The organism is Flavobacterium sp. TR2 (genome assembly GCF_025252405.1).
In the GTDB taxonomy this organism is placed as follows: Bacteria; Bacteroidota; Bacteroidia; order Flavobacteriales; family Flavobacteriaceae; genus Flavobacterium.
Genome location: NZ_CP104307.1, coordinates 2,020,650 through 2,035,691, shown reverse-complemented (window position 1 = coordinate 2,035,691; position 15,042 = coordinate 2,020,650). Strand labels below are relative to the sequence as shown.

Annotated in this window: 9 protein-coding genes and 1 pseudogene; 6 read left to right on the top strand and 4 right to left on the bottom strand. The window is 31.9% G+C overall.

What is annotated here, in order from left to right; translation table 11 throughout:
* Positions 1-51 precede the first annotated feature (51 nt).
* Positions 52-4,080, top strand: a complete 4,029-nt coding sequence (locus N4T20_RS09230) for a T9SS type B sorting domain-containing protein (RefSeq protein ID WP_260672735.1) — start codon at positions 52-54, stop codon at positions 4,078-4,080.
* A 361-nt stretch (positions 4,081-4,441) separates the two neighbouring features.
* Here N4T20_RS09230 and N4T20_RS09225 read toward each other — a convergent pair whose 3' ends face one another.
* The 3 genes from N4T20_RS09225 to N4T20_RS09215 form a co-directional block, all read right to left on the bottom strand.
* Positions 4,442-5,155, bottom strand: a complete 714-nt coding sequence (locus N4T20_RS09225) for an XAC2610-related protein (RefSeq protein ID WP_260672734.1) — start codon at positions 5,153-5,155, stop codon at positions 4,442-4,444.
* A gap of 99 nt (positions 5,156-5,254) precedes the next feature.
* On the bottom strand, positions 5,255-6,211 hold the full coding sequence (locus N4T20_RS09220; protein WP_260672733.1) for a hypothetical protein: 957 nt from the start codon (positions 6,209-6,211) through the stop codon (positions 5,255-5,257).
* A 600-nt stretch (positions 6,212-6,811) separates the two neighbouring features.
* On the bottom strand, positions 6,812-7,024 hold the full coding sequence (locus tag N4T20_RS09215) for a hypothetical protein (protein ID WP_260673133.1): 213 nt from the start codon (positions 7,022-7,024) through the stop codon (positions 6,812-6,814).
* Here N4T20_RS09215 and N4T20_RS09210 point away from each other — a divergent pair.
* From N4T20_RS09210 to N4T20_RS09190, 5 genes and pseudogenes are all read left to right on the top strand, one after another.
* A pseudogene (locus tag N4T20_RS09210) lies at positions 6,981-7,381 on the top strand (conjugal transfer protein TraG); the annotation flags it as partial. The gene N4T20_RS09215 and the pseudogene N4T20_RS09210 overlap by 44 nt on opposite strands.
* A gap of 419 nt (positions 7,382-7,800) precedes the next feature.
* Positions 7,801-8,499, top strand: a complete 699-nt coding sequence (locus tag N4T20_RS09205; RefSeq protein ID WP_260672732.1) for a hypothetical protein — start codon at positions 7,801-7,803, stop codon at positions 8,497-8,499.
* 877 nt (positions 8,500-9,376) lie between these two features.
* Entirely contained in the window at positions 9,377-9,880 is a 504-nt protein-coding gene (locus N4T20_RS09200; protein ID WP_260672731.1) for a hypothetical protein, read from the top strand.
* 236 nt (positions 9,881-10,116) lie between these two features.
* Positions 10,117-10,935: a LamG domain-containing protein gene (locus tag N4T20_RS09195; protein WP_260672730.1), complete on the top strand. Its 819-nt coding sequence runs from the start codon at positions 10,117-10,119 to the stop codon at positions 10,933-10,935.
* A gap of 324 nt (positions 10,936-11,259) precedes the next feature.
* Positions 11,260-12,597 carry a T9SS type B sorting domain-containing protein gene (locus N4T20_RS09190; protein ID WP_260672729.1) on the top strand — a complete coding sequence of 446 codons (1,338 nt, stop codon included), beginning with the start codon at positions 11,260-11,262 and terminating at the stop codon, positions 12,595-12,597.
* 276 nt (positions 12,598-12,873) lie between these two features.
* Here the strand turns inward: N4T20_RS09190 and N4T20_RS09185 are convergent, their stop codons facing one another.
* Positions 12,874-15,042 (bottom strand): peptidase domain-containing ABC transporter, encoded by a 2,169-nt coding sequence (locus tag N4T20_RS09185; protein ID WP_260672728.1) that lies wholly within the window; start codon positions 15,040-15,042, stop codon positions 12,874-12,876.

Here is a 15,042-nt window from a genome sequence, read left to right as displayed (position 1 = left end):
GTTAATTCCTGTAAACTTTTAACTACATTTACACTTCCCTTAAATCTAACCATGAAGCAAATTTTATTTATAACAGCAATTCTTTTTTATTGCTCTGCCATGTCTCAGCATATAAATCAGTCCAAAGGTTTTAAAGAAAACAAAGGCCAGATCCTGAATCAGGATGGCAAACCAAACAATGAAGTTAAATTTTTATTGACGCATAATGGGTTAAACATTCAATTGCGCAAAAATGGTTTTTCATATGACGTTTACGAAAAAAGAAGAGCCAATCAAATGTCTCCATTGTCAGATATGAAAAATATCGCAGCATCAGAATCTAACACAGATTACCAGCTCCACAGAATTGATGTTGATTTTATAAATGCTGCTCCCAATGCAAAACTTATTGCCTCCCACAAATCAAGAGACTTCAGCAATTACTACAATGTGCCGGGCAATGCAAATGGAGTTATTGGAGTGCATGAATACGGGAATGTCATATATAAAAATATCTATCCACATATCGATATTGTTTTTACCGTGCCTGAAGATGCAAAAAAAGCAGTCGAATATAACTTTATTATACATCCTAAAGGAAAAATTTCAGATATAAAATTAAAGTTTAAGGGTGCTCGGACTAATTTAAAAAACAATAAAATTCAAATCAATACTGCATTTGGAATCATGGAAGAAATACTCCCTGAAAGCTGGATAGAAGAAAAGAATCGTAAAAGAAAAATAGACGTTACTTATGATCAGGTTGGCAACAATATGTATGGTTTTAACGCTAAAGGCAGGATTCTCAATAAAACTGTGATTATTGACCCTGTGCCTGTCCGTTTGTGGGGAACCTATCATGGAGGGGAAGGGGCTGATTTTGTCGCATCAGTTTTTACAAAAAATAACTTCAGCTACATTGGCGGCAATACTTTCAGCAAATTAAACATGGCATCAAATGGAGCCCATCAAAACACTTTTGGATCATTAAACGCCTCTTATGATAGCTTTTTTGCAAAATTTAATGCCGATGGAACAAGGTTATGGGCAACATATTACGGAGGCAGCAAATCAGAAGATATATTCAAAATTGTCGTTTCGGATAATGATAATGTATATGTTGGCGGCTCGACAATGAGCGATAATAATATAGCAACTCCCGGCAGCCATCAGCAGGCGCACGGAAACTATTGGGATGGTTTTTTAGCCAAATTTGACAAAGACGGAGTTAGGCAATGGGGCACTTATTATGGCGGGCTATCGAATGATGATGTTAAAAGCATCACTCTTGACTCCAATGAAAACATATACATTGTAGGCGCCACTTACAGTAAAGAAAACATCGCAGACATTTCCTCATTCAAAAGCAGTTTAGACAGCTTCAATACGGGAGATGGCTTTATCGCCAAATTTAATAGGGACGGACGCAGAGAATGGGGAACCTATTATGGAGGAACAGGCCAGGACATCATTTATGATTCTAAAGTGGATACTAATGGCAATATCATCCTTATAGGTTCAACATTCAGCAAAAATGGCATTGCTACGGCTAATTCATTTCAGGAAACGCATACCACTTCCGATCGGGAAGGATTTTTAGCAAAATTTACCAGCAATGGAAATCTGGTCTGGGGGACTTATTTTGGTGGGGAAAAAACAGACTTCTTTCACGATCTGGGAATAGATTCCCATAATAATCTGTATTGTCTTGGCCAAACCAATAGCATCACAGGAATCGCAACGGCTGGCATTTTTCAGGAAAATTTTATTGCTAATGGTTCCGGCAATAACGGAGCCATTCTGAAATTCGATCCGAACGGTTTTAAAATATGGGGGTCTTATTTTTACCCAGAAGCTTTAGGGCTTTCAGTTACTAAAAATGGAACAATATACTTTACCGGACGTACAAAAGCCGGTTTCTCCGCTACGCCAAACGCTTACATGGAAAACCCTTACAGCAATGCTTCAGGCACCGACTCTTTTTTAGTAAAATTCAGTACAGACGGGGAAAGAAAATGGTCTACCTATTTTAGCGGAGAGGCTGCTGATGATGCTCTTTCAACTGCTGCAGATGAAAATGGAAATCTATATTTGGCTGGCAGCACCCAGAGCTTGCTGAACATAGCAACACCAGGCACACATCAGAACACCAATTACACCAATCTCGCATTTAATTCTGGAGATGCATTTCTGGTAAAGTTTAACGACTGCGAATCTAATTCCCATATTTCAAGCAATTCCCCCATTTGTATTGGACAAACTCTAGAACTTGCTGCTTCAGGAGGAACCGCTTACAATTGGAGCGGGCCAAACGGCTTCACGTCACAAGACCAAAATCCAGCAATAGCCAATGCTGCAGCAATAAACAGTGGCGAGTATAATTGTATAATATCAGGGGCGCCTGGAAGCTGTCCAAGCACTTTATCTTTAAAGGTCGCTATTGGAGATAACATTGCTCCTATTCCAACTATTGCAGTTTTAGCAGATGTGAGGGGCAGCTGCCAAACCATAATAAACACAATTCCGACAGCAACAGATAATTGTGCAGGATTAATAACTGCTACAACTGAAAATTCGTTGGATTTTACTTTGCCGGGAATCTATACTGTCACATGGAATTATAATGATGGAAATGGGAATATTTCCAAACAAAATCAAAAAATTATCATTGAAGAACAGCCTCTGCCAATTGCGAATTCTCAACAAACATTCTGCTTCAATGATCACTTAAATATAGAAAACATAGAAATTACAGGCATCAATATCAAATGGTACGATGATGAAATTCAAGGCAATATTATTCAAAAAACAACAGCTCTTGCAGATAATCAGATCTATTATGCATCTCAAACCTTAAATGGTTGCGAAAGCAGAAGAATTCCTATTCATATAAAAATTGTTCATCCAAACAAACCTTCAACTGAATCTAATCAGTCTTTCTGTTCAGATCAGAATCCGATTATTTCAGATCTCAAAATTACAGGCGAGATTACAAAATGGTATGACTCAGAAACGGCAGGGACTCTTTTGCCAAAGACAGCAATACTTGAAAACAATAAAATATATTATGCATCTCAAACCGTATTCGGTTGCGAAAGCGAAAGAACTCCTGTTCGCGTAAATATTACAGGTAAGCCTTTAGCTCCGACAGGAGACACTAATCCGATATTTTGCAAAAGTAAGAATGCTACCTTAAACAATATAAGCATTAACGGCCAAAATTTAAAGTGGTATGATGCCAATACTGCAATAACTGCACTTTCCCCTAATACTGTTTTACAAAATGGGACAACTTATTATGCATCACAAACGATTGCCTGCGAAAGTGAAAGACTCCCAGTCTCAGTTACTGTCCTTCAAGATGATGCCCCAGTAGCGGAAAGCCCTCAGTTTTTTTGCGCTAGCCAAAATGCTGTTTTGAAAAATATTGCAATTATGGGGCAAAATATAATGTGGTTTGACTCTCCAACAGGTGGAAATATTTTAAATGAAACAACGAAGCTTAATAATACAATATATTATGCAAGTCAAAATTTGAATGGCTGTGAGAGCCCAAGAAAAGCAATACTCGTCAAAATTATAGAAGAGCAAACTCCTGATGCTGATCCTGAGCAAAATTTCTGTTCAAACCAAAATGCAAACATTAGCTTCATTAAAGTTTACGGACAAAACATAAGATGGTACTCTTCCCTATTAGACGAAACAAATCTTTCTGAATCAACGCTAATTGAAGATGGAAAAACATATTATGCTTCCCAGACAATACATAATTGTGAGAGCATGAGAACTCCAGTAAAAATAAATATAAAAAATGCGGCCGTTGACTGCCCTGATCCCAGTAATGAAATTTCTTTTCCAAAATTTTTCACTCCTAATGATGATGGATATAATGATACATGGATAATCAATTCAGAATATTTAGCAACAGGCTCTGCTATTAGAATTTTTGATCGATTTGGAAGATTGATTGCAGTACTAACAGCTAATAATTTTTGGGATGGAACTTATAAAGGACTTGATATGCCATCCTCTGATTATTGGTTTGTGGCAACAGCTGCAAATGGAAATGAATTCAAAGGCCACTTTAGTTTAAAGAGATAAAAAAAACATTAAACAATTACCTGAATTTATCCACTTTACAAATAATGAGACGAAAAATAAAATTAGAAATACACTTTTAAAATTTCATATTAATAAAAAATCTAGATAACCAATCAATAGACAGCTTCTAAATCGGACTTAAAATTTTCAAATCACTATGAAAATGGTTCGAGAATTGTCCTTTTGGGGCTACTAAGAAAAACACCACTTGAAAAAGCTGGTGTTTTTTTGTTTTCATCTTTTTTCTGGGTTGTTTTAATTTTTACAGCTATAACACTATAAACAATTGATTATCTGAAATATTAGAAAGAATAATTGGCTACCAACACATCTGATACATCACCCTTTTTATTCACTCAACTTATTTTTCGGAAGTGATTATAGAATCTTTCTTTGTTTGCACCACTTTTCCGTTAATTATTTTCTCATAAGTTCTATATTCAACAGGAATTGTATCTAAATATTCAGTGGTAACAGTAACTATTTCTGTATATTTTACTTTTCCAAGTTTATCAAAATAATACGATTCTGCTTTCTCACTATCTTTATCAAAACTGGTCGTAATGAGTTTTCTATTAATAGCATCTATTTCAATACCATTCCCTGATAAATTCGATGATACGAATCGTTTTGTTTTATTGTCGAACAAAAAAACATATGTTGTCTCAAAAGCAGCCATACTTCCATAGCTTCTAATTAGAAAATCTTCAAAACCATCAAAATTAACATCCTTAAAATTATCAGGAGAATAAAAATCAAACCCATATTTTAAACAACATTCGGTATCATAAATTAAAACTCGGTTTGTTTTATAGTCTCTTAATTTTATTAAATCCATAGACCCTTCTTTTGTCAAAGTATCAGTATGTTCCCAATAACATTCTATTCCGTTTATTTTGAACTGCTTACTTTTTATGATTATACCATACTTATGAGCAGGAATATCGCCAGCTGCTTTTGCTGCTGTATCTGCGGCAATAGCGTTTTTAGTAGATGAATCCCTAATCGTTGATTTTTTGCAACTTGTTAAAATTGCGATTTGAACTAAAACTAACAGTTTGAAAGTATTTTTCATATTAAGGAATTATTATTTTTAGTTACAACCCGAGTTCTGAATGGTAATCACGAAGAGTCAAAGAAACAGCTAAATAAAATTGTTGAATTACAGAGAACTTTATTTTGGTATTTTGTTGTATTCTATTTTTATTTTTTCTCTTAGTGCTCCACCATATCCTTGCAGTTTTATAGCAGATTGATAATCTTCTTCTACTTGTTGTTTTTTTAATGAGGCAGCCAATTTCTCTGTAATTATTACTTCATCAACAAAATATAATTTATAAACTCCATAAGTATCTTTATTTAAATCTGCATAGCTTTTTTTGATTAAAGCATATAAAGTATTTTCTTTTGCATAAAGTGATAAAATATCATAACCTATAATTTTACTGCCCCAAAATGTAGTTTCCTCTATATTTTTTATTTCATAGATGTAACGCTTATTGTCCCAATGGTTGTTACTGTCATATCCATCGTGATCTTTAATGATATAATTCTTTTTGAAAATATAGGATGTTGAAGACTTCCATCCCATGGTATTAACACTATTTGGAGCAAGCAAAGGAGCACTTATCATGTCTAGATCTTCTACCTTTTCGATGTAGCATTTATACACTTCTTTTTTCGTAGAAAATAAATCCCAGTTACCTTTTATATCAGGAATGTATTCATAATTAGGTTCGCTTTTTATCAAATCTTTTAAGTCATATAAAAAAGTTGGGATTTTAAAAACTCCTTTTTTAAAGGCTATACTATCAAAGGTTACGGTTCGCAAACCTATAGATGGGGTATAAATACGCATAGTATCTTTTTTAAATACAATATCTACAAACAAATTTTCTCTACCATCACCACCTTCTACGTTTATTTTGTAATAATCAGGGTATTTATAACCGTGAGTTGGAAAGAAATTTGAAGTATTATAAGTGATGACTTTCCAATTATCACTAGATAAATCTACCATTTTTTTATCATTGAATATTTTAAACTCAAAAGAACCATAATATCCTGGTTGTCCAAAAACAAATCCATTTATAAAAAACATTAAGGTTAAAAAAATAATTGGATTTTTCATTTTCACTTCATTTTTCGTTTTTAACGAGCATTGGCTATAACTTATTTATATGTGTTACAAAGCCATCCAAATTTGGGCAGATATGTTTGATAAATTTCACATATTATTTATTTATAAATATATAATTTTTCCACAACAAACTACTAAAGGAGCTTTTAATTTGATTGATGTTTTTTGATAATTATATGAGTAGACATGCAAACAAAAAGCAGATAAAAATTAAGATGCATATGCTAAAATATTGTAATAATCCAAGATGATCTGGTTAGATAATTTAATGCTTCCCGCTACTAAGAAAAACACCACTTAAAAAAGATGGTGTTTTTTTTTGTTTAAAACATTAACCGCTAAACAGGCTCATATCCGCCACGGCGGACACAGGTTCGAGTCCTGTTCCCGATACTAAAACAAAAGCTTCAGATTTCTCTGAAGCTTTTTGTTATTATATCTCATTCTGTTCAAAATGGTATGCTCTTAAGGGAATCAAAAAACATTGAAAGACTTTATTCCTTCTCTACTGCAATTATATTGGATGATTTATTATAAAATCAAGATATTCCATGCAAAGCATTATATCTATTAGTTTAAATTCTGTTTTTCCTATAAATTATAATATTCTGTTTTTTGCTTCAACAATTCCGAATGACCTCCAGATTCTACAATTGCACCATTTTTCATTACTAGAATCTGATCTGCATTTGCAATTGTGCTTAGACGATGAGCAATTACGATTACAGTTTTTCCTTTCTTTTTAAAATCTTCTATAGCCAGTTTAACAATCAACCGCAATGATACCTCTACATCAATTTCCATGCAATTGGACAGTCTCATTCCTTTATCTAAAATCTCTACACTGACCCAAGGTATTTTTGTGGGGCTGTATCTGACAATTTTGACGAACGCATCGAGCAGAAAATTTTTCACGCTGAAATTGTTGTGGATAACTATAATGTTGCATCTGAAACCAAAGCATATCAAAAAACACCTGATATTTTATCCTTTGCAGATATACATGGTCAGGATAACATGAAAAAGGAAATAGTTCTTAATTATCGACAAATAAAAATGGATATTGTTCAGATTATTGAAATTGAAATTGAGCGTATTAAAAATGACCCGAACTTAGAACATTTAGTAAAGAAAAAGGTTTACCTCAAAAAGGATGTATAAATACCTAAAAAACATTATTATTTCAGTCTTTAAACTACATTTTATCAGATAAAAACCTTTTTAATGATTAATAAAAAACAGATTAATCCAAGAACAACAAGTGGAGTTACATTTTAAACAAATCTGCTAACTAGCAACTTTAATTAATTTTAAAAAACTTAATTATTTTAGTCTTATAATGATGTTTTTACGACATATTAAGACATTTAAATTATTGATGTGAATTTATCTTTGTCATCTTATTTTATTAGTAATTAAGCTAACTTTATTTTGTACTTAAACCTCAATTAAACAAATCTCTTAATATAGTAACTTGAATTAATTTAAAAAAACTCAAATTATTTTAGTCTTATATCAGCGTTTTTGGTGTTGGCGAATTTGTATTGTAAGAACACCTTAAAAAAAATAATACAATAAAAATGATTACAAAAAAACATATACTATCACTAATTGCAATATTCATTGCTTTTTTATCATTCGGTCAGGAAAGGGCATTTCCGTTAGGAAATTATACAATTGGTCAATCAACTTTTACTGATTTTAAAAAGAGCTTGGGAAAACAAAAACTCAAATTGAAAATAATTTCAGATAATAATGAAACAGAAAGTAATTCCAAGCAAACAAAAGTGTTTCTGTTTTCAACAAGAAAAGAAAATGTTAAATATAGAACACCTCCTTTTGGTCCGCCATATAACTCTAGAGTAAAATGTGTCATTTTATTAAATTATATGATAAAAAATGTAGTTTTTGATAAGATTGAAATGTATTTTTTTGATGATACACTTAGCTCGGTTAAAGGAGAAAAAAGAGGATACTTTTCTGAAGCTTTTCTAAATTTAGATAAAACAATGGATGAAATTAATAAAGTTAATGAACCCAAAAAGACGGTTTGTAATAATTTGTCTGTTGAATTAAAGAACATAATTATTCGCTTTTCCAATCAGTATGAAAAAGGAAATTATTACTTATATGAAACAATTAATAATGAATGTAAACCAGTGAATAATTGTCAATTTTCAGTTGAAAACAGTAGCAGGATTAGAAGAATTTCAGCACTAGAAATAAATGGTCTCGAATCTGATAAAACAATTGAAAGGAAAGATAGTTATAAGAATTAGAATTATGATTTTAGGAAATATTTTTTAATATCTAGAATTACGAGCTTTTATTAACGAATTAAAGAAGATATTAATAAAAGTATGGAAATGACGATGTTGAAATTAAGAATTATTGGAATATACTTTTGTGTTTTGTTTTCGGTTTTGGGACAAAATGATGCAGTAAAATTTGAAATTAATTCATTACAATCCAGTTTCTTTCTAAGCTCTTTTTCTTAAATAAATTCTATGCTTCTATATGTTGAATATAAAAAGCACGAATTACTCCCAATGGGTTGTTTTTAATAATTCAAGATTTTGTAGAAGAAACCTAAAGAGTAAAAAATGATAAATAAACGATTTAAAAATGATATTTTTTAATTTAAAGAAATCTGGAAGCATTTTTCTGCCGGTTCTACCGTTGATTTTGATTTTTATTTTTGTTTTAGGACATGCCTATACATCTTGACTCCTTTCTCCTCTAATAAATCATGAAACCAATCCAGTACTGGTTTATTTAGGGTTAAATTGGTGGAGTATATTATTTGTCTTATTATTTGATCTTTCATGTAGATTAATAATTGGCCTTTATTGTCTCAATTATTTGATAAGAAAAATTAAAACCGTATCACGATTAAAAGTGTTTTTATGCTTTTTAGGAATTTGTTGTTTCTATCAGTATATGTTATATTCTTTTTTTTGGATAGTTAATAATTCCCTTATTTATATAGATATGTGTACTGTGTACAGCGAATATGTAGGTTTTTTTATATATGTTGCGACGGAAAAGATTCAGTTTTTTGTCAAAACAATCACTTGGATTGTTGCGAACTATGTGGCTTACAAACAAATTAAATTAATAAAACAAAAATTGGCTAAATAATAAGAGAAAAAGAAAATGGAGTTAACTACAAATCAAAAAGAAAAAATCCAAACGGCTTTTCAAAATGGAAGTTTTGATTTTAATAAAGAAATTCAAAATTTGGTAGATGAGGGTTTTTCTAAAGAGGAAGCTGCTTCTACAATAAAAGTTGAAATAGATAAATATAAACAGGAACTTTTTGAACAGAAAATGAGATCGGAATCTCAGGAAGAAAAACAAAAAATCGCTGTAATAATTGTAGCATTGATAGGAGTTATCAAACCCATTTCTAATATAACTTCACCAGTCTGGCTTATAATTTCAATTATTCTTGCTGGATTTGTAGGTTATTGGGCATATGAAGAGAAGCCATTTACTGGAATAACAGGAAGTATTTGTATGGTAACAACATTGCCTGTTACTTATAATTGGTATACTTCTGGGAGGGAAAGTATCATTAATATCGAACTTTTAATACCATTAGCTATTTCCATGGGACTATCCTTTTTGATTGGCTGGATAATTGTTAAGTTGACATAATTTTTCTCAAAAAAGTTTATAAAAACAGTCTGAATAAGCCGAAAAAAGACTTTAAAAGTAGTAAGCGAATAAATTAAAATATGACTATACGTAGCGTGTATAGAGCTAAAAATTAAATATAGATTTTCAATAATTAATTCTTTAAAAAATAAAGAAGTTATTTGTTGGAATTTGTGAAATCTGTATTGTTTTTTTTAATCCGCTTAGCGAACAGTCATATAAACTAATTCAATGCGATGAAACGAATTTTTTTAATGTTTTTGACTATAATAAGTTGTATAGTAGGGCATTCTCAACGTAAAGCAGGTTATAAATTTGATAAAGATTTAATTTTGTATCTGCCTTTAAATGGAAATTTAACGGATGAAAGTAATTTGCAAAACACTTGTTTTTCTCTTGGAGTTCAGCCAGAAAAAGATAAAAATGATAATATAAACGGTGCTTTATCATTTGAAGATAATGCTTCAATAAGTGTTGATAACGTTGAAAATTTTAATGAATTAGCCTCTTTCACATTAAGCAGCTGGGTTTATCTAAATGAATATGCTCAGCATAATAATATTATTTCTAAAGTAAATCCAGGTCGGGATTTTAATCTGCAGATTACAGCAGACGGGACTGTTGATTTTCACACTTATTATAATGGATACATACATTTTCTTTCCAGTTATAAAGTACGTTTGAATAGATGGACTCATATTGCTTTTACATTTGATGGGATTTTTTTTAAAATATACATCAATGGAAAACTCGATAGATTGGCTAAGATGGTAATTGATCCAGAAATTGCTCATATAAAACTTCCCGTAAAAATTCTTTGGACTGGAAGAAATTTGACAATTGGAAATTTAGATGCTAATGCAGGAGAAAATTTTAGAGGACGACTGGATGAGATAAGAATATATAAAAAAGCACTAACCGTTAATGATATAGCACTTTTGTATAACGAAAAAGCAAAAAAACAAGGAGCGATCTATCCTCTTGAATATACTGACAGAAGTAGTTTAGAGCCACTTTTTAAATCAGTAATCATTGATGATGGAGGAATTAAATAAATTAAGGAAGCTTAAGAATTCTAATTATTTCTATAGTACCTATTGACTAAATTTTTCAAATGTGATTATCCGAAATCTTTGCCTTTTCAATATTGGATGCCTTGCCTTGAATTAATGAAATTCCCCAAAAAAAAGTTTATAAAAACAGTCTGAATAAGCCGAAAAAAGACTTTAAAAGTAGTAAGCGAATAATTAATAATATAAATATGATAGTTTGGTCTGGTAGAGGATTTCTCTCGATTTTGGTTTTAGTTTTATCAATGTTTCTTTGTGTCTCAATTTTTCCGGTTTCATTTTCAGAATATTGTTTTATAATCTCCTTTTTTGTTGCAGTACGATGATGAAATTCAAGGCAATATTATTCAAAAAACAACAGCTCTTGTAGATAATCAGATCTATTATGCATCTCAAACCTTAAATGGTTGCGAAAGCAGAAGAATTCCTATTCATATAAAAATTGTTCATCCAAACAAACCTTCAACTGAATCTAATCAGTCTTTCTGTTCAGATCAGAATCCGATTATTTCAGATCTCAAAATTACAGGCGAGAATACAAAATGGTATGACTCAGAAACGGCAGGGACTCTTTTGCCAAAGACAGCAATACTTGAAAACAATAAAATATATTATGCATCTCTAACCGTATTCGGTTGCGAAAGCGAAAGAATTCCTGTTCGCGTAAATATTACAGGTAAGCCTTTAGCTCCAACAGGAGACACTAATCCTATATTTTGCAAAACTAAGAATGCTACCTTAAACAATATAAGCATTAACGGCCAAAATTTAAAGTGGTATGATGCCAATACTGCAATAACTGCACTTTCCCCTAATACTGTTTTACAAAATGGGACAACTTATTATGTATCACAAACGATTGCCTGCGAAAGTGAAAAACTGCCAGTCTCCGTTACTGTCCTTCAAAACGATGCGCCAATAGCTGAAAGCCCTCAGTTTTTTTGTGCTAGCCAAAATGCTATTTTGAAAAATATTGTAATTATGGGGCAAAATATAATGTGGTTTGACTCTACAACAGGTGGAAATATTTTAAATGAAACAACGAAGCTTAATAATACAATATATTATGCAAGTCAAAATTTGAATGGCTGTGAGGGCCCAAGAAAAGCAATACTCGTCAAAATTATAGAAGAGCAAACTCCTGATGCTGATCCTGAGCAAAATTTCTGTTCGAACCAAAATGCAAACATTAGCTTCATTAAAGTTTACGGACAAAACATAAGATGGTACTCTTCCCTATTAGACGAAACAAATCTTTCTGAATCAACGCTAATTGAAGATGGAAAAACATATTATGCTTCCCAGACAATAGATAATTGTGAGAGCATGAGAACTCCAGTAAAAATAAATATAAAAAATGCGGCCGTTGACTGCCCTGATCCCAGTAATGAAATTTCTTTTCCAAAATTTTTCACTCCTAATGATGATGGATATAATGATACATGGATAATCAATTCAGAATATTTAGCAACAGGCTCTGCTATTAGAATTTTTGATCGATTTGGAAGATTAATTACAGCACTAACGGCTAATAATTCTTGGGATGGAACTTATAAAGGACTGGATATGCCGTCCTCTGATTATTGGTTTGTGGCAACAGATGCAAATGGAAATGAATTCAAGGGCCACTTTAGTTTAAAGAGGTAAAAGAATGTTAAACAGTTATCTGCTTTACAAATAATCAGATGAAAAATAAAATTCAGAAATACACTTTTAAAATTTCATAATAATAAAAAAGCTACATAACCGATCAATAAACAGTTCCTAAATCGGATTTAAAATTTTCAAATCACCGTGAAAATGGTTCGAGAATTGTCCTGTTAGGGCTACTAAAGAAAAAAAAGCTTCAGAGAAATCTGGAGCTTTTTTATTTATTTTATTTATTTATATAATCAAGCAATTCCCTGAAAAACGATATGCTTATTAGTTTAAATTCTGTTTTTCCCATAAATTATAATATTCTGTTTTTTGCTCCAACAATTCAAAATGGCCGCCAGATTCTACAATTGCTCCATTTTTCATTACTAGAATCTGATCTGCATTTGCAATTGTACTTAGACGATGAGCAATAACAATTACGGTTCTGCCTTTCTTTTTAAAATCTTCTATCGCTTGTTTAACAATCATTTCAGAACCTGTATCTAAAGCTGAAGTGGCTTCGTCCATTAATAATATTTCAGGGTCTTTATATAAAGCTCTTGCAATCGCAATTCTTTGCTTCTGCCCTCCCGAAAGCATCGCTCCGTTCTCACCAATTTGGGTTTCAAAACCATTAGGCAATTTCTCAACAAATTCAAGAATTCCTAATTGCTTTGACAAATCTAATATTTTCTGAATGTTAGGAAAAGAATCGCCTAATGCAATATTTTCTATAATATTCCCCGAGAATAAATTCAGCTGTTGCGGAATAACTCCAATAAGCTGCCTCAAACTTTTATAATGTATAAATTGAGTGTCATAATCACCAAGGTATATTTTCCCTTCATTTATTGGATATAGGTTTTGCAACAGTGAAATCAATGTTGTTTTTCCGCTGCCGCTTTCTCCCACAATTGCTGTCGTTTCATTTTTTCTAAATACAGCGTTAAAGTTTTTAAAAACCTCCATTCTGGAACCATATCTAAAACTGACATTTTCAAACTTTATATCACCAATATTCTCCCTTTGCATTTCAATTTTATTCTCTGTTTTTTCACGTTCCAAATCCATGATTTCAAAAAGCCTATCAGCTGCAATAAGAGCATTTTGTGCTGTTTTATTCATCCCTATTAAAGAGGCGACAGGTGATGTAAAATAGCTTATTAAAGCATAAAATGAGAATAGTTCGCCTGGCGTAATGGCACGATCAATCACATAGCCTGATCCTACCCACATAAGAATTACTGTAAATAAAGAAGCTAAAAATTGCGTGGAAGTTCCTGAAAAAATACTGTTCAATCCTGATTTATAAGCTGTAAACAAGAGTTTGACAAATTTATTTTCAGTTTTTAGATTCGAAAATTCTTCTATTCCAAATTCTTTAACTGTTCGCACATGCGTAACGCTTTCAACCAATTGAGTCTGAAGCTCGGCTGCATTCTCCATTATATTTCTTTCAACTTTCTTATTGAATTTATTAAGAATGAAATAAATCAAACCGTAAAAAGGCACTACCATTAAAATAATTAAAGCTAATTTCCAATGATAGGTAAACATCAATACAAATGAGAAAATAACAATGAAAACATTTACAATCATATCAATTGCCACTTCATTAATAAATGATCTGATTTTGACGGCATCATTTATTCGTGATGTAATTTCACCTATCTGCATGGTATCAAAAAAGCGCTGAGGCAAATGCAGTAAGTGCTTATAATACCCGAGAATTAATTTAGCATCAATCAACTGCCCAGTTTTCAAAACAAAAATACTCTTTTGAGTGCCGATAAATCCTTGCAGCAAAATCACACCAATCATACAGACACTTAGCAAATTAAGAAGTTTTCGATTGCCTTCTACCAAAACATAATCTGTAATCTTCTGGACATAAATAGACATTGCCAATCCTAAAACCGTAAAGATAATTGCACCAAACAATGCCTGAATTAAAATGGTCTTGTGAGGTTGAATCAAATGCCAAAAGCGCGTCAGCGGTGACGTTTTTTCATTGTACGCTTTAAAGCTATCATTTTGAGCAAAAAGTATTAATACGCCAGACCAGATTTTCTGAAACTCTTCAAAAGTATATACTTCCATTTTACCTAGACCTGGATCCATTACCGTAATTTTGGACTGATTTTCAACTTTAGCCTTTTCAATCTTATATATTACCACATAATGCTGCAGCTGCTGTTTTACAAAAATATGTGCAATTGCAGGCAATGGTATTTTATCTAGAGAATCTAGCCCACCTTTAACTCCTTTGGCGGTAAAACCCATTTTTTCGGCTGCTTCAATAATGCCAAGAACATTCGTGCCTCGTTTATCTGTATGGGCATATTGACGAATTCTTGCTATTGGGAGGTTAACCTTGTAATGATTTCCAATAGATGCCAAACAAGCAGCACCACAATCTTTAATATCATGTTGTTTTATTTTTATAGATGCCAT